Consider the following 15847-nt stretch of genomic DNA (forward strand, 5'->3'; position numbering starts at 1 on the left):
AAAATCACCTTAGGGCAGACGTATTGCCCTTCGCTAGGGGCCGAGTTCGTGAATATCGACTGATCGGCCGGGCAGCCCGAGGCGATCTCGGGCGCCGCCTCACCCCTATCGATCGAGTATTGAGCGCCGCCAGAACCGCCCCACCAAAATTCATAGTATCACCAAAGTAATTCTAGAAAAACAAGCAGATCTCATGGCGCGCATACCCGCTGTTCCGGCTCCGGAGTAAAGGGGCGACAGGAAGAATTTGTAAAAATCTTGCTTGAAGGGAAGAGCATGACACTTGGGGAAGGCGGCCGAGTCCAGGCTAGTGCCCCCCATTTAGGCTATGCTATGCTAATGCTTTAGTGCCCTTTTGGGCGTGGCCAGCCTACCGCCGTTTGAGCAAATTATGTATGTGCCCGCCATATTCGCACAGGGAGTACGCCCGATCGCACGCGCCCTCCCCCCGCTGTTTCCGCTGCTGACAAGAACGCGAGGCGGAGCGCCAGTCGCTCCCGCACCGGGCGTGCGTTCTAAACGGAGGCCATCTTGACGGCCCGCATATTGGTCGTCGATGACGTCCCGGCCAATGTCCGTCTTCTGGAAGTCCGCCTCGCCGCCGAATATTACGAAGTCAAGTCGATCCGTGACGGTCGCGACGTGCTTGCATTCGCGGATGACTGGCAGCCTGACGTCATTCTACTTGATGTTATGATGCCTGGACTGGACGGGTACGAGGTGTGCCGTTCGCTGAAGGCTAAGCAGACGACGTGCCATATCCCTGTGATCATGGTGACGGCGCTCAAGGAGCCAGCGGACCGGCTGCAGGGACTGGCCTGCGGGGCGGACGAGTTCCTGACCAAACCCGTCGAGCATGAGATTCTTCTGGCCCGGCTGCGTGGCATCATTCGGCTGAAGCGCCTGCTGGACGAATGGCGCGCCCGGGGCGACACCGCGCTCGCGTTGGGGCTGACCGCGAATGGCCTGCATGAGGCAGTCTCCGAGCCGGGCCGGGCGCTCATCGTCGATGATCTGATGATCCGCGCGCAGCGTCTGCGCGATGTTCTCAGCCGTGACGGCATAGCGACGGTTTTGGCGGAAGACGAGAGCGCGGCGCTTGCGGCAACCGAGGTCGCGCCCTTCGATCTGATCGTCATCAGCCTTTCGCCGATGGCAGGTGATCCATTGCGGCTGGTGGCAAAGCTGCGCGCGGCGAACATGACGCGCGACACGCCCTTGCTGCTGGTCGGCGAACCCGGTCAGCGTGGTCTCGTCATCGGCGGTCTCGATCTCGGCGCCAATGACTGCCTCATGCTGCCGCTCGATGAGAGCGAATTCCTTTTGCGAGCGCGCAACCATATCCGACGGAAGCACTATCAGGACCGCTTGCGAACCGATGTCGGGACCGCACTGCAACTCGCGGTCATCGATCCGCTGACCGGCCTCTATAATCGGCGCTACCTGATCGGCCATCTCGATGGACTTTACGCCGACGCCGTGAACCAAGGCTTTGCGGCTTTGATGATAGACGTCGATCATTTCAAGGATATCAATGACCGCCACGGGCATCGCATTGGCGACTGCGTCCTCCAGGGCGTCTCCGCGATTCTCAGGGTCAATCTCAGGGAGGTCGATCTGGTCGCCCGCTACGGCGGCGAAGAGTTCGTCGTCATCGTCGCCGCCTCAGATGAGAATTCCGCCGTGAATGTCGCGGAGCGGTTGAGGATCGCCATCGAACAGGCGCTCATCGAGCCGGAGGTGCGGGTCACGGTCAGCATAGGCGTGGCAGCGTCGGCAACCGCGTTTTCGGCCCTCAGCCTGATCGAACAGGCGGACAGCGCACTCTATGAAGCCAAGCGCAGCGGGCGCAACAAGGTCACGCTGCGCTCGCCTCTGGTCGATCGCGATGAAACGCTACGCGCCCCAGCGCAAACGTAAACCCGAACAACGGCGGTATCATGATCCGAACGGCCTACGCTCGCGACGTGCATGCTTCGACGGCGGTGCGGTCGTGCCGCGATCAGTTGGGACCGGACAGGCCCGAACTCGTCCTGGCCTTCATTGGTGGCAAGCATCCGCCGGAGGCAGCACTAAGCGCCCTGAGGGATGCGTTCGGCGATGTTCCGCTCGCGGGCGGATCGGCGGCTGGCGTGATTGCCGGGACGGCCTTTGGCTATAGCGGGTTCGAGATCGGGCTTATCACCTTCACCGGCGCTAACGTGACTCCGCGGATTTTCACCACCCGCGATCTTCTGGCCGACGAACGCGCGGCGGGGCTTGGGCTGGGCGTGGTCGTTCAAGGCAACTCGATCGATGGCTCGGCCGTCATGCTGTTGTTCGACAGCGTGGCGAATGTCTCGCCGCTGCGATTGCATCCGGCGAGCCAGCTCATGGAAGGGTTCCAGGAAGGGCTCGGGGGGCGCGCGCTTCACGTTATCGGCGGCGGTCTGCTCACCGACATCAATATCTCTGACGGCTGGGTGTTTGAGGGCGGCGAGGTGCGCAAGCACGCCATGGCGGCGCTGGTCTTCCCGCCGAATTTGCGTGCGACGACGGTCATCCTGCACGGCTGCCGTCCCGTCAGCACATTCATGGAGATCACGCGCATCAATGGGCCGGAGGTGTTGGAGCTGGATGGTCAGCCAGCGCTTACGGTCGTCGAACGCATGCTCGGGCTCGAGCTTGGAACAACGAGCGGACAGCAGCTCTCCTTGGTCGCGACGCTGGGCCAGAAGCAGGGCGATCCCTTCGCGCCCTACGACGAAAATAACTACGTCAACCGGCTCATCCTGCGTGCGGATCCCGCCGCGGGCTCGATTACTTTGTTCGAGCCTGACTTCGCCGTCGGCACGCGGGTCCAGATCATGAGTCGCGACAACTCGCTGATGCTGGATTCGGTGGAGCGCGGCGTCGCGGATCTCAAGACCCGCATTTCCGGACAGGACTGCGTACTGGGCCTCTATATCGACTGCGCCGGGCGCGCCAGCGTGATGAGCGGAGCCGCGACGGAGGAAGCCGAGCTTGTGATAAGCAGCCTCGCGCCGGCCTTCCCCTTCATGGGCTTTTATTCGGGCGTGGAGATCGCCCCCTTCGCCGGCAATTACAGCCGGCCGCTCGACTGGACCGGCGTGCTGAGTATCCTCCAGCGGGACTCATGAGCGGCGAGCTTGCGGGCAAGATCGAGCGGCTCGAACGCGAGCTGCAATACTACCAGCGCGAATATAACGAGATCGGCGCGAGGCTGTTACGGCTGCAAGAGGAGCAAAGCCGAGCCTCACGGGAGGCGCGGCGCAGCCGGATCGTCGCGCGGCTGATTCGGGGCGCCTATCAGATCGTCAACCGCGATATGCCGGCCGAAGCGATCGGCGAGCCGCTGCTGGCGTCGATCGCGGACACTTCCGTCTGCGACCGCGCGGCCTTCCTGACCGAGGATCCCGCCACGCCGGGCCGCTTCGTGATCGAGCACGGCTTGGGGCCAAAGGTCGGCGCCCAGGTGACGCTGGAGCAACCGCCGAGCTTTCTGTACACCGCTTCGGGCCAGAAAATCGGACCGGCCGGAGAAGCGCTGGCGGCTTTGCTCGGAGTACCTTACCTGCTCTGGGCCTATGAGCCTGCCAGCCGGCGGGCGCTGCTGTTGGGTAATCATACCGAAGGCAATATCCATCGCCCTTTCGAAGCCAGCGACCAGGAACTGGTTGAAGGCGCGCTGTCCGTCTACATCGACGTGCTGCTACGCAAACTCGCCGAGACCACATTGCGTCAGGCCGCGACGGCCGCCGAAGAGGCGAGCAATGCGCGCGCCCGGTTCCTCGCGACCTTGAGCCATGAGCTGCGCACGCCACTCAATGCGATCATCGGATTCTCGGAGCTTCTGTTGGATAGCGGGACACGGCCACCTGACCGTGAGGAGTTCGCGCGGCAGATTCTAGACGCCGGCCAGAGCCTGCTTTCGCTGGTCCGGGACATTCTCGATTTCTCCAGCCTCAGCAATGCGGTGCCGCGGTTGCAGTTGGACTGGGTTCCGGTTGGCCAGCTGTTGCAGGCGTCGGTGCGGGCCTTCGCGGCGGAGACCGCCTCGCGCGGGATCGTCGTCGAGCTGCTTCCGGTGGTGCCGAGGCTGCAAAGCTTCATCGATTACGACCGGTTCAGGCAGATCCTCTCGAACCTCCTCGGCAATGCCATCAAGTTCACGCCGACCGGTGGCAAGATCACCGTCTCGGCGCGCAGCACGACGCGAGATGGCGTAGAGATTGCCATTCGCGATAGCGGCATCGGCATGCAGCCGGAGGATATTCCGCGCGCGCTTGAGCCTTTCGTACAGCTTGAGAACACTCTGAGCCGCAGGTTTCCCGGCACTGGCTTGGGCTTGCCGATCGCCAGGCAGCTGACCGAAGCGCATCAGGGGAAGTTGATCATCGACAGCGCAGACGGTCGCGGCACCACCGTGATGGTCATCGTGCCGCCGAGCAGGATGCGCCTCGCGCCGGACGCGGCCGCAGGCGCCTCGCCCGGGTGACGGCCGGTAACCACGCCGCTCATCCCAGCAGGTCGGCTGGAGCACGCGCCAGCGCCCCAAGATTCTCATTGATCGCGCGGAATAGCCCCCAGGTATCGACGTAGTTGAGCGGGAAGCCCGGGCAGCCGGCCTCCAGATCGGCCTGACGCGCGTGAGCGTAGTCCGTCCAGCGCTTATTCGCTGGCCGCCGATGGTGGAAGTCATGGCAGGGCGCATCGCCCACGAGTACGAACAAGCGCACGAAGAGCTGCACCGTCAGCATGTTCGTCCACCAGATGAGCCAAGCAGCGAGACCAGGCAGAGTTGTGGCGCGGGCCTCGGGCGGCCGCACGCCTGGAAAGACGCCGGCTGTGGCTTGACACACCAGGTCGGGGCCGCGGCGGATGAGGACTTCGACCGGCGGCACACGATGCTCGCACAGGATGCGAAAGACAGTCGCGATTTGCAGCAGGACCGTAACGGGCAGTACGACAGCGACAAAGAAGATGCCAAGCATGTGCGTCAAGGCGGCGAGGATCAGAAGCGTGCCCCAGGCCCCGATGCCGATGAGGTTGTGCGAGCGCTCATGCGATCCCAAGCTGCCGCGAATGCGCTTGTAGAGGAAGCGCCCGTGGAACAGGGGAGAAACCAGATCGACCAGTAACCGGCGCCAGAGCTCGTGGCGATCCAGAGACGGCGCGAGGTCACAGATCCCGAGGATGAAGTCGGTGAATTCGTCATCGTCGGTGAAGAGCTTCTTCGCGTTGTGGTGCAGCATATGTTCGCTCTGGTAACGATCGAAGTGCTTGAACAACAGGACTGCCGAAACCACCCGCCCCACTGTCCTGTTGCGCGCCCGCGTGCGGAATATCGTGCCATGCGCACAATGGTGGAAGATCACGACCTGGAAGACGCCGAGCCCCGAAGTGGTTGCCAGCAGGCCTGACACCAGAAGCAACCAGAACAACGGCTCCTGCACAGTCATAAAGGAAATCGCCAGTGCGGACAGGGCGCAGCCGCCGGCAACGAGGAGAGCGGCCTCCCGGACGAAGGCCAGCGGCGATTTCGGGGCAGGCTCCTCACCCGGGGCCGGCTTCGCGGTGATCCAAGTTAGTAACGGTTGCACCCAGGAAGGAAGTCGCATCGCCATTTCGGCGCGGGGATCGTAGCGTATCGAGGTGCCAAGCTGCACCGGCTGTGGCGAAAGTGCGAGTTCCGAGGCGTACATGTAGGGATCCTTCAGGGTCGTTGAGCGAGGTTTCGGACCGGCCAGGTTCCGAAGAGCAAGGCAGTCGGAGCAGTCCAGCAGACTTTACTTAATTTTTTTTTAGAAACGAGAACTTCATCTATCGGGCGAGCCTTGCTTTGCAACCGCCTTACCGGATGGCACAGGGTTCGGCGCCAGAGGTCTGTCGCGCATCGGTCGAGCAGGCCGTGGCGAGGACTGTACTGCACCCGTTGGAGGCCGCGCCGCGGCGCCTGGAAACAGGATCACTCATCATCAAGTGTCCGGTGCCAGGTTCGTAAGCCCCTCACGTTGGGCCTATTTCTCAGCTTGGTTTGACCTATCCCGGCTCGGCGAACCGGTAGCGGAACTCTGCCTTTGGTCAGACTTCATACGCTTTCTCGAACGATTCTTCGAGAGCTCGCGCGCCAGCGAGAGACGGTGTTGTTTCAGCCGGCAGCCTTTCGGCGCTCCCAATCACCTTACCGCAAGACGTATTTTTGGACAAAACTAGCCACGATTTTTGATTATTTCGTCAATGAGACCAACGCTTGTTCTAATTTTGCAATGACACCCGCCAGTGTAACAGTATTTTAGACTTTTTAAGTGAAATTGTTGCCTTTCTGTAACGCTCTGTAAAATCCGCATTGGCGATAGGCTTGGCCTCGCTATCACAATCGTTGAGGCTGCATGAGACGCGAGCAATTGAAGGATCGCGCGGCGCCATCCTTGGCGGTGAGGCAGTATCGAACGCGGTTCTCGGCCAGGGGCCGGGTTATCCGTTTCGTTCCTTTGGCAAGACGGGTATCCTGCCCCCATGGAGCGAGATGTCCCCCGCGCGATGCACGACCTTGGTGGTGTGCCACGCTATATGTGCGATGCGATCGACGCCGAGCCGCACGAACTGACGGCATTCGACCGCGAAGTTGACGCGATCCGGCAGTTGCTCGGTATGAAGCAGGTCATGTCCGTCGACGAATTGCGGCGGGGAGTCGAGGCGCTGTCCGAGGAGGATTATCTTCGGATGACCTATTACCAGCGCTGGCTGCGTTCGATCACCGCGACGCTCCTCGCCAAAAACGTCGTCACTGCCGCGGAACTGCAGGCTGCCTTGGAGGCGACGCCATGATCGCGCCCGGAACCCAGGTTCGCGTTCGGGACGATTGGCCGGAAACACGCGGACCCTGCCATATCCGGACGCCGCATTATGTGCGCGGCGAGATCGGAACGGTGCTCCGGCATCTCGGCGACTATCCAAATCCTGAGGACCTTGCCTTCGGCCGCCCCGCCCAACGGCTGCCGCTCTACCACGTCCAGTTCAAGCGGTACGGCCTATGGGATGGCGGTCGTGCGGACGATGACATCCTCATCGAAATCTTCGGCCCCTGGTTGGAGACATCTTCGTGAACATCGCCGAATTGGATAGCGACGCGCTGCTGATAGCATTGCGGCGGGTGCTGGCGGCGAAGGGGATCGCCTCGGAGGAAGAAATCACCGAGCGCATCGCGATCACCGATGCCGCCTCCCCGGCGGGAGGCGCGCGCATGGTCGCCAAGGCGTGGATGGATGAAGACTACCGGGAGCTTATGCTGACGGATGGGGCGCGCGCTGCTGAGACGCTCGGCATCCCGATGCGCGGAATGCCGCCGCTCGGCGTGCTGGAGAATACGACCGAGGTCCACCACCTAGTCGTCTGCACCCTGTGCAGTTGCTATCCAAGGGCGGTTCTCGGCTATCCGCCCTTCTGGTTCAAATCGGTCAGCTACCGGGCGCGCGCGGTTCGCGATCCGCGCGGCGTTCTTCTCGAGTGGGGAACCGATCTTCCCGAGCAGGTAACGCTCCGGGTAGTTGATAGCACCGCGGATTATCGCTGGATGGTGCTGCCGATGCGTCCGGACGGCACTGAAGGTTGGTCGGAGGAGCGCCTGGCGAGCATCATCCGTGAGGGCGACATGATCGGCGTGACCGTGCCGCAGGCGGGTTGAGAGGAACCGTGAGCTACTTCCGCGGCTTCTTGGGCCCCGGCACCTGCATCAGGGCAAGGCGGTCGTCTTCGAGAACCAGCGCCGTAAGCTTACCGCCATAAACCGCGCCCGTATCGATACCGATACGGTTTGGACGTAGCGTCACCTCGCTGCGTGGTGTGTGCCCATGCACTACCACCGCCTCGTGTGTCGCGGCGGAGGAGAGGAAAGGCTCCCGGATCCAGACCAGATCCTCATTGTTCTGCTGATCGAGCGACAGCCCTGGCCGAATGCCGGCATGGGTGAAGAAATAACCGCCGAGGCGAAGGCATGGCCGCGCCTCCCGCAGGACGGCAAGCTGCTCGGGCGGGATCAAGGCCGCCCAATCCTCCGGGCGGCTGCGCTTGGGAATGCCCCAATCGGCGAGGCAAGCGTCACCGCCCTGGCGCCGCCAATGGCGCGCCGCATCGCCGCCTTCCATCATCGCCTCAAGACAGAGCGCCTCATGATTGCCGAGCAGATTGATGAGGCGCCCAGGAATCGGAGAGCCGGCGGCTACCCGCGCCAGCACGGCGGCATTATCCGGACCTCGGTCGATCAGGTCACCGAGATGGACCACCAGTGGCTCCAACGCCGGACGGGCGTCGTAATCCTCCGCGATCATGCCGAGGATCGCAGCATGGGAGGCGGCGCAGCCGTGCACGTCCCCGATCGCGTAGACGCGCAGGCCGCGAGGAAGTGCTGAAGGTGCCGGCCTGAACTCAAGAGACATCCCTATAGCTAACCTCGGCTTGCCGAGTCGGCGATAGAGGGGGCTCGACAGCTTCGGCGCGCGGCGGCACAGGGAGGCCCATGGATGCGATCCGCGTGACGGGCCTGACCAAGCATTATGGCGAGACCGTCGCGGTGGATAATATTGCCTTCGCGGTGCCACGGGGCGCGACCGTTGGACTGCTCGGCGGCAACGGGGCCGGCAAATCGACGACGATCGCCATGCTGCTCGGACTATTGGTTCCGAGTGGTGGGCGGATCGAGGTTCTGGGCCACGACATGGCGCGGGACCGCTTCGCAGCCCTGGCCCGCATGAATTTCTCCTCGCCCTATATCGCTCTGCCCGGGCGGCTGACGGTGCGGGAGAACCTCACCGTCTACGCACACTTATACAATGTGAAGCGCGCCGACCGGCGCATCGCGGAACTCGCGGAGGAACTCAACCTCGGGGAGCTGATGAACCGTCCGGCCGGTCAGCTTTCGGCCGGGCAGAAGACGCGGGTGGCGCTCGCGAAATCGCTTATCAACCGTCCGGAGGTGCTGCTGCTGGACGAACCGACCGCGAGCCTCGATCCAGATACGGGCGACCTGGTGAGGGGCTGGCTGGAGCGGTATCGCGCGGAATCCGGCTGCTCGATGCTGCTCGCCTCTCACAATATGGCGGAGGTCGAGCGGCTCTGCGGGCAGGTCTTCATGCTGCGGCGGGGTCGCATCGTGGATGAGGGCAGCCCGAGCATGCTGCTGGCGCGCTATGACCGGGACACGCTCGAGGATGTCTTCCTCGATATCGCGCGCGATCGCCGGCAGGGCACGGAGGTCCCGGCATGAGCCGGGCTTCGCTGCGGCGGATCTGGGGACTGCTCTACCGCCACATCTGCCTCTATCGCCGCTCATGGCCGAGACTGTTGGAACTCGCCTATTGGCCGATCCTGCAGATGTGCATCTGGGGCTTTACGGCGCAATTCCTCACCCAACGGATGAGTGGCGCTGGCGGCGGGCTGATGGTCGCGGGAACCTCGCTACTGGCGGGTGTGCTGCTCTGGGAAGTCGCGCTGCGGAGCCAGATGGGTGTCGCGGTGAGCTTCCTGGAGGAGATCTGGTCGCGCAATCTCGGCCATGTTTTCGTCAGCCCATTGCGCCCTTGGGAGCTGATCGCCGGGCTGATTGGGGTCGCTACCATGCGGGTCGCGCTGGGTCTTCTGCCGGCGATCCTGCTGGCCTGGGTGCTCTATGCCTTCAACCTTTTCTCGCTCGGACCAGTGCTCGTGCTGTTCTTCGCGAACCTCATGATCATGGGCTGGGCGGTGGCGCTGGGTGTGGTCTCGCTGATCCTGCGCCATGGCGCGGGAGCCGAGGCGCTTGCCTGGTCCCTGCTTTTCGGCCTAACGCCGCTCTCCGCGGTGTTCTATCCGGTTTCTGTCTTGCCCGTCTGGCTGCAGCCCGTCTCGCGGGCGATCCCGGCGACCCATGTTTTCGAGGGGATGCGCGCGGCACTGCATTCAGGGCATATCGCCTGGGAGCAGCTTGGCTGGGCGGCGGGCCTCAACTGTATCTGGCTGATCCTGGCGAGCCTGCTCTTCGCCAGCCAGTTTCGCGCCGCAAGGGTTCGCGGCGCTCTGATCACCATCGGCGAGTAGGGATTTTCAGCGGCATGGACACCACGCGCTTCTGGCTGATTAGGCACGCTTTGGTCGCGGCCGAGGAGCGCGTGGCGCTGTACGGCAACCGCGATGTCGCCATTTGTGAAGTGACCATGGCCGGTCAGCGGTCGGCCTATGTGACGCTCGGGCAGCGCTTGCCGCCCCAAGCGGAGTGGTTCGTGACCCCCCTCTCCCGCACCGTGCTGACGGCGCGAGCGATTTTCGAGGGGGGCTATCCGGAGACGCCGCTTACCGTTGAGCCCGGCCTCATCGAGCAGAATTTCGGTGCGCTCCAAGGGATCGAGAATGCGGTGCTCCACCAGCATGTCCGCATGCCGCCGCACGATTTCTGGCCGGTCTCGCATGAAGAGCGGCCGCATGAAGGTGAGAGCTTCGGCGAGGTCATCGACCGCGTGAGCGCGGTGCTGCAGCGCCTGGCGGACGATCACGGCGATGCCGACCTCGTTCTAGTGTGCCATGGCGGGGTGATCCGGGCGGCCCTGGCCTTTGCCCTCGGCGTCGGCGCGGATGCGGCGCTGCGCTTCAGTGTGGGCAATATCTCGCTGTCTCGCCTGGAGCGGCGCGGCCTGGCCTGGCGCGTGGTATCCGCCAACGAGACGATGGCGGGCGTGCCGGTATTCTGAGTGACGGTTAGCCGGGTTCAGGAGCCGTTTCGCAAACGCGCCACGTCGCCCGGAACACTCACCGTAACATTCAAATCGTTCACCAAGCCATTCGAGAGAGAATAGACCCAGCCGTGAACAGCGAGCGGCTGGCCTCTCGACCAGGCGTCCTGCACGAAGACATCGGAGGCGACGTTGCGGACCTGGCGGATCACATTAAGCTCGCAAAGGCGATCGAGACGCGCGCGCTCATTGCCGATCGCATCGAGTTCAGTCCGGTGATCTTCGCAGACTTCGCGAATCGGATGCAGCCAGTGATCCACCAGGCCGAGGCGCTGACCATCGACCGCGGCGCGCACGCCGCCGCAGCCGTAATGGCCCACAACCATGATGTGCTTTACTTTGATGACATCCACCGCGAATTGCAGCACCGACAAGTAATTCGCGTCCTGCGGAGGTGCGAGATTGGCGACATTGCGGTGGACGAATAGCTCGCCGGGATCGAGGTCGACAATCTCGTTAGCTGGCACCCGGCTGTCCGAGCACCCGATCCAGAGATATTCCGGCGCCTGCTGGTTCTCTAACCGACGGAAGAAGCCGGGATCGGCCGCAACCTTCCGGCTGGCCCAGGCACGGTTATTGGCCTTGAGTTGATCGAGCATACCACCCGGATTAACCGCCAGGAGACCGCTCCACAAGTCCGCTTGGCACTTGTTTTGGTTCAACGGGCGTCTGCACCATCCAGACAACACGACTTGGAGCAGGCGTGAAACCCTGACCTTGAACACTGACCGCCGTCCAAACGGAACAGTTGACGTCACTCGATCACAGCCTTTCCGAGAACTTGCGCGTTCGGCGCTAGAGGATCATGTCATTCTTTGTTGACGGTCGAGTGACCGCGAATCGAGAGAATGAGGGCTTGATGCGAAGCTTGCGGCAGTGTCTCCTTGGCCTTTCCCTTACCGTCTTGTTGCCGCTCGGCGTCGCGGGCTGCGCCCAGGGCGTGGTGACTACCACGCAGCAGCAGGATCTGGTGGATCGCTCGACCCTCGCGTTGCAGGAGATGCTGGGCAGCAGCCAGTCCAAGGATCTGGTGGGCACGTTGCGCAGTGCCCGTGCGGTCATCATCTGCCCGCAGGTCTTCAAGGCGGGCGTGGTCATCGGCGGGTCCGGCGGCTCTTGTGTGCTGATGGGACGGGCGGCGGCCGGATCCTGGTCCGACCCGGCGTTCTATTCCTTGGGTAGTGGCAGTTTCGGACCGCAGATCGGCGTGCAGGATGCGGAACTCATGATCATGATCATGAACGACCGCGCGCTGACGGCCGTCATGAACGACCGCTTCAAGCTCGGCGGCGACGCGTCGTTCTCGGCCGCCTCGATCGGCGCGGGGGTTGGCGGAGCCACCACGACCGCGATGCGCGCGGATATCGTGACCTTCGCCAAGACCCGCGGCCTCTATGCCGGAGCCTCGATCGAAGGCTCTGTGCTTTCGGCCGACCCAAAGGGGAACGCAGCCTATTACGGCAAGCCTTACTCAGCACCTGAGGTCGCCGTTCAGATGCTGGCGAATAATCCAGGTGCGAACCCGCTGCGGCAGACGCTCAGCACCTACGGCGGCTAGCGGCAATCGGAGTTCATCGGTCAGGCTGGATATCGCGCGACCGGGCGACGTGACGGCAACGCGCCCTTCGAAACCTGACGACGTGTGGCGCCGCCGTGCTTACCGGACCACTACATAGCTGCGCGCCGCCAATTGCGTTCGTCTCGGTCCTGGGCCGCGGTGGCAGCGAATTTCAACAAACCCATGGCGACATTTTTTTCCCGGTCGGTCATTTGACCTCGCGATTATGCATTCCCGTTGCGCAAAAGACGGATGTCGGGTTGCAGCCCGTTGGCAATCAGGATGATGTGAGGAAGGTTAACATGACTGATGAACAAAAGTTCCCCATAGCGGCCTACAATTTGCAGTCCGCTGCGGTGCTCCCAGGCAATAACCTCCGAAGGGTTCTCCGGATTTACTAAACGGTGCCCTGAAAGCGCTCCGACCCGAGATATCAGCAGTGACACATTGTCTCGGTTCGGGGCCATCGCTAGGATCTCCGGCGCCATGAATCCATCGGCCTTCGGCCTGGGCACGGATGGATCACAGACGACGCCGGCAGGTCTGTTCTCTTTTGAGCCGCCCGCAGCGGTTTTTGCGTTAAGTGCAAAGCTCCGCGGTTGGCTGCGCTGATTCGGTGGAGGCGTCCTATCCAAGATGCCTAAGCCATGGATCATGCTGCATTCCCAATCGTGAAAATCATCGGTGCCGACAAACAGGACTGTCAGGCGGTCTTCGCTTGGGTCCAGCCGTCCGCTAGTTTCATCGTGTCGGAACTATTGGGTATGCCGATTAACAAAATCCTTTTCGATGACTGCCGTTACGCAGCCGATACTCACAAAATATCACGCAACCGATAATAGCTCGTCGCCAGCAAGAGCGCCGGGACGCGGAAGGCGCGGCCGCCGGGGAAGCGGACCTGCGGAATGCGCGCGAATACGTCGAAGCGCTCAGCCTGAGCGCGCGCGGCCTCCGCCAATACCCGGCCCGCGAGGCCGGCGAGTGCCACGCCATGACCGGAGAAGCCTTGGGCCATAAGCACATTGGGCGCCAGACGGCCGAAATGCGGGGCGCGATGGCGCGTGATATCGACCAGCCCGCCCCAGGTGAACTCAGCCCGCGCATCGGCGAGTTCGGGGAAGACTTTCCGCATCCGCGACAACATGGTTTCCGCAAGCTTGCGCGGGGGGATCGCGGAATAGGAGACGCGGCCACCAAACAGCATGCGGTCATCCGCTGAGCGCCGGTAATAGTCGAGCACGAAGTTCAAGTCGGCCACTGCATCGTTGCGCGGCAGCAAGTCGCGGACATCGGCACGCGGCTCGGTCGCGACGATATAAGTGCCGACCGGCATCACATAGCCCGCGACCTCCGGCCACAGCCGGCCGAGATAGGCGCCGCCAGACAGCAGCAGCGTGTTTGTAGTCACGCTGCCCTTCGGCGTCCGCAGGCGAAGCGTGGTGCCTTGTTCGATGGCCTGAACCGGTGTTTGCGGCAGCAGCACCGCGCCCGCCGCTTGCGCGGCTTTCGCGAGGCCGAGCGTGTAGTTCAGCGGATGGATATGCGCGGCCAGAGGATCGGTCAGCACGGCACGATACCGCGCGCTGCGGATACGCTCGCGCATTGCCGCGCCTCGCAGAACCTCGGCACCGCCGACACCGAGCGTGGCCATCTCCTCCGCCGCCTCTTCCAATTCCCGCTCGTGGCGCGGGCGAATCGCGGCGTGGAGATAGCCACGGGTGTAGTCGGCGGGGATCGCGTAGCGACTGATGCGTTGCTCGACCAGCCGCACCGCCTCGACGGACATATCCCATAAGAGCCGCGCATCGGCGGTGCCGACGAGCCGGTTGAGCCGCGATTGGCCGATGGCGAAACCCGGCAGCACCTGGCCACCATTGCGGCCCGAAGCGCCCCAACCGAAATCCCGCGCCTCCAGAAGCGCGACACTGACGCCGGCCTCGGCCAAATCGAGCGCCGCGGAGCAGCCTGTGATGCCGCCGCCGATGATCGCGACCTCGACATTGATGTCGCCAGCGAGCGGTTCGGCAATGACCGAACCGCGGCGGCTCGCCTCGTAGTAGCTCGGGGCGGAGGAATCCGAACCGCCGATACGCGCGCTCATTATACGTTCAGCAGCAGATGCTCACGCTCCCAAGAGCTGATGACGTGCAGGTAGGTATCGTATTCGAGCTTCTTTACCGCCAGAAGCACCTCGATCATCTTCTCGCCAAGCATTGTGTGGATTGGCTTGCATTGTTCCATGACATCGAGAGCGTGGCTGATCTCGCGCGGCAATGCATAGGGCATCGAATAGGCCGAGCCCTCGAACGGCGCCGTCGGTTCCAGTTCCTCCACCATGCCGAGATACCCGCAGGCGAGCGTCGCGGCGAAGGCGAGGTAGGGGTTGGCGTCGGCGCCCGGCACGCGGTTTTCGACACGCATCGCGGCGGGTTCGCCGTAGGGCACCCGCAAGCCACAGGTACGGTTGTCGTAGCCCCATTCGAGATTGATCGGAGCATTGGAAAACCGCGAGAGCCGGCGATAGGAATTCACATTCGGCGCGAGGATCGGCATGACGGCCGGCGTGTATTTCTGCAGCCCCGCAAGGTAGTTGCGGAACAGCTTGCTGGCCTTGCCGTCCTCGCCCGCGAAGAGATTGCGGCCCGTTTTTGGATCGACGATGCTCTGATGCACATGCATCGCGCTGCCGGGCTCGCTGCTCATCGGCTTCGCCATGAAGGTGGCATAGATGTCGTGGCGAAGTGCGACTTCGCGAACCGTACGTTTGAACAGGAAGACCTGATCGGCGCGGCTCAGCGGCTCGCCGTGCAGAAAATTGATTTCGACCTGTGCGGCGCCCTCCTCGTGAATGAGAGTGTCCAGGTCGAGATTCTGCATCTCGCAGAAATCATACATCTCCTCGAAGAGCGGATCGAACTCGTTGACCGCATCGATTGAGTAGGATTGGCGGCCGGTTTCCTGCCGCCCGGAGCGGCCGACAGGGGGGACCAGCGGATAGTCGGGATCCGTGTTGCGGCCGACCAGATAGAATTCGAGTTCCGGGGCGAGCACCGGCTCCCAGCCGCGCTCCTTGTAGAGGGCGAGCACGCGGCGCAGCACCTGACGCGGCGCCATCGGCACCGGGTCGCCATTTTTGTAGTGGCAGTCGTGGATGATCTGCGCGGTCGGTTCGCGCGCCCAAGGCACGAGGCGGATGGTGGAAGCATCCGCCTCCAGGGTGATGTCGATGATGGCGGGGTCGGTCAGGCGGTCTTCCTCGTCGGGCGGATATTCGCCGGTGACGGACTGAATGAAGATCGATTCCGGCATGCGCAGCGCGCCGCCCTGGAGGAATTTTTGCGCGGGCGTGATTTTACCACGCGGGATGCCGGTGATGTCGGGCACCAGGCATTCGACTTCCGTCACATGATGTTCGCTAAACCATTCGTGCAGATCGATCACGACCTACTCCTGTCTCTGTTGCATTCCGTCATTCCGCCGAACGGGCCCGCTAGGGAGGGCCGACGAGCGGACGGTCGGAGGACAA

Annotated in this window: 16 protein-coding genes; 10 read left to right on the forward strand and 6 right to left on the reverse strand. The window is 63.0% G+C overall.

Going from position 1 to position 15847, the window contains the following annotated elements; genetic code table 11:
* Positions 1-531 precede the first annotated feature (531 nt).
* The 3 genes from GSQ83_RS08065 to GSQ83_RS08075 are packed head-to-tail and all read left to right on the forward strand — an operon-like array spanning position 532 to position 4498.
* A complete protein-coding gene (locus tag GSQ83_RS08065; protein ID WP_158802345.1) occupies positions 532-1920 on the forward strand; it encodes a PleD family two-component system response regulator in 1389 nt (462 codons plus the stop codon).
* Positions 1921-1940: 20 nt separating this feature from the next.
* Positions 1941-3140: an FIST signal transduction protein gene (locus GSQ83_RS08070; protein WP_158802346.1), complete on the forward strand. Its 1200-nt coding sequence runs from the start codon at positions 1941-1943 to the stop codon at positions 3138-3140.
* Positions 3137-4498, forward strand: coding sequence for a sensor histidine kinase KdpD (locus tag GSQ83_RS08075; protein WP_158802347.1), 1362 nt, complete (start codon positions 3137-3139; stop codon positions 4496-4498). The genes GSQ83_RS08070 and GSQ83_RS08075 overlap by 4 nt, the downstream gene beginning before the upstream one ends.
* A gap of 19 nt (positions 4499-4517) precedes the next feature.
* On the opposite strand, the gene GSQ83_RS08080 is transcribed toward GSQ83_RS08075, so the two are convergent.
* The gene (locus GSQ83_RS08080; RefSeq protein ID WP_158802348.1) at positions 4518-5705 is read right to left on the reverse strand and encodes a fatty acid desaturase; all 1188 of its coding nucleotides are present in this window, start codon (positions 5703-5705) and stop codon (positions 4518-4520) included.
* Between the two features lie 838 nt (positions 5706-6543).
* On the opposite strand from GSQ83_RS08080, the gene GSQ83_RS08085 reads away from it, so the two are divergent.
* From GSQ83_RS08085 to GSQ83_RS08095, 3 genes are read left to right on the forward strand one after another with little or no spacing between them, the layout of a single operon-like run.
* Positions 6544-6831: an SH3-like domain-containing protein gene (locus GSQ83_RS08085; protein ID WP_256367076.1), complete on the forward strand. Its 288-nt coding sequence runs from the start codon at positions 6544-6546 to the stop codon at positions 6829-6831.
* Positions 6828-7109: an SH3-like domain-containing protein gene (locus tag GSQ83_RS08090; protein WP_158802350.1), complete on the forward strand. Its 282-nt coding sequence runs from the start codon at positions 6828-6830 to the stop codon at positions 7107-7109. The genes GSQ83_RS08085 and GSQ83_RS08090 overlap by 4 nt, the downstream gene beginning before the upstream one ends.
* On the forward strand, positions 7106-7687 hold the full coding sequence (locus tag GSQ83_RS08095) for a nitrile hydratase subunit alpha (RefSeq protein WP_158802351.1): 582 nt from the start codon (positions 7106-7108) through the stop codon (positions 7685-7687). Before GSQ83_RS08090 ends, GSQ83_RS08095 begins: the two co-directional genes overlap by 4 nt.
* A gap of 13 nt (positions 7688-7700) precedes the next feature.
* Here the strand turns inward: GSQ83_RS08095 and GSQ83_RS08100 are convergent, their stop codons facing one another.
* Complete coding sequence (locus GSQ83_RS08100) at positions 7701-8438, reverse strand: metallophosphoesterase (protein WP_158802352.1); 738 nt, start codon at positions 8436-8438, stop codon at positions 7701-7703.
* An 80-nt stretch (positions 8439-8518) separates the two neighbouring features.
* On the opposite strand from GSQ83_RS08100, the gene GSQ83_RS08105 reads away from it, so the two are divergent.
* The 3 genes from GSQ83_RS08105 to GSQ83_RS08115 are packed head-to-tail and all read left to right on the forward strand — an operon-like array spanning position 8519 to position 10721.
* The gene (locus tag GSQ83_RS08105) at positions 8519-9265 is read left to right on the forward strand and encodes an ABC transporter ATP-binding protein (protein ID WP_158802353.1); all 747 of its coding nucleotides are present in this window, start codon (positions 8519-8521) and stop codon (positions 9263-9265) included.
* Positions 9262-10074 carry an ABC transporter permease gene (locus tag GSQ83_RS08110; RefSeq protein WP_158802354.1) on the forward strand — a complete coding sequence of 271 codons (813 nt, stop codon included), beginning with the start codon at positions 9262-9264 and terminating at the stop codon, positions 10072-10074. The genes GSQ83_RS08105 and GSQ83_RS08110 overlap by 4 nt, the downstream gene beginning before the upstream one ends.
* 14 nt (positions 10075-10088) lie before the next feature.
* Positions 10089-10721 carry a histidine phosphatase family protein gene (locus tag GSQ83_RS08115; protein ID WP_158802355.1) on the forward strand — a complete coding sequence of 211 codons (633 nt, stop codon included), beginning with the start codon at positions 10089-10091 and terminating at the stop codon, positions 10719-10721.
* Positions 10722-10738: 17 nt separating this feature from the next.
* Here GSQ83_RS08115 and GSQ83_RS08120 read toward each other — a convergent pair whose 3' ends face one another.
* Entirely contained in the window at positions 10739-11425 is a 687-nt protein-coding gene (locus tag GSQ83_RS08120; RefSeq protein ID WP_254065560.1) for a carbonic anhydrase, read from the reverse strand.
* A gap of 197 nt (positions 11426-11622) precedes the next feature.
* Between GSQ83_RS08120 and GSQ83_RS08125 the strand changes: the two genes are divergently transcribed.
* A complete protein-coding gene (locus tag GSQ83_RS08125; RefSeq protein WP_158802356.1) occupies positions 11623-12321 on the forward strand; it encodes a lipid-binding SYLF domain-containing protein in 699 nt (232 codons plus the stop codon).
* A 224-nt stretch (positions 12322-12545) separates the two neighbouring features.
* Here the strand turns inward: GSQ83_RS08125 and GSQ83_RS08130 are convergent, their stop codons facing one another.
* From GSQ83_RS08130 to GSQ83_RS08140, 3 genes are all read right to left on the reverse strand, one after another.
* Positions 12546-12809: a hypothetical protein gene (locus GSQ83_RS08130; RefSeq protein WP_158802357.1), complete on the reverse strand. Its 264-nt coding sequence runs from the start codon at positions 12807-12809 to the stop codon at positions 12546-12548.
* A 326-nt stretch (positions 12810-13135) separates the two neighbouring features.
* The gene (locus GSQ83_RS08135) at positions 13136-14422 is read right to left on the reverse strand and encodes an FAD-binding oxidoreductase (protein ID WP_158802358.1); all 1287 of its coding nucleotides are present in this window, start codon (positions 14420-14422) and stop codon (positions 13136-13138) included.
* Positions 14422-15762, reverse strand: coding sequence for a glutamine synthetase family protein (locus GSQ83_RS08140; RefSeq protein ID WP_158802359.1), 1341 nt, complete (start codon positions 15760-15762; stop codon positions 14422-14424). The genes GSQ83_RS08135 and GSQ83_RS08140 overlap by 1 nt, the downstream gene beginning before the upstream one ends.
* Positions 15763-15847: the final 85 nt, after the last annotated feature.

The organism is Acidisoma sp. L85 (assembly GCF_009765865.1).
Classification (GTDB): domain Bacteria; phylum Pseudomonadota; class Alphaproteobacteria; order Acetobacterales; family Acetobacteraceae; genus Acidisoma.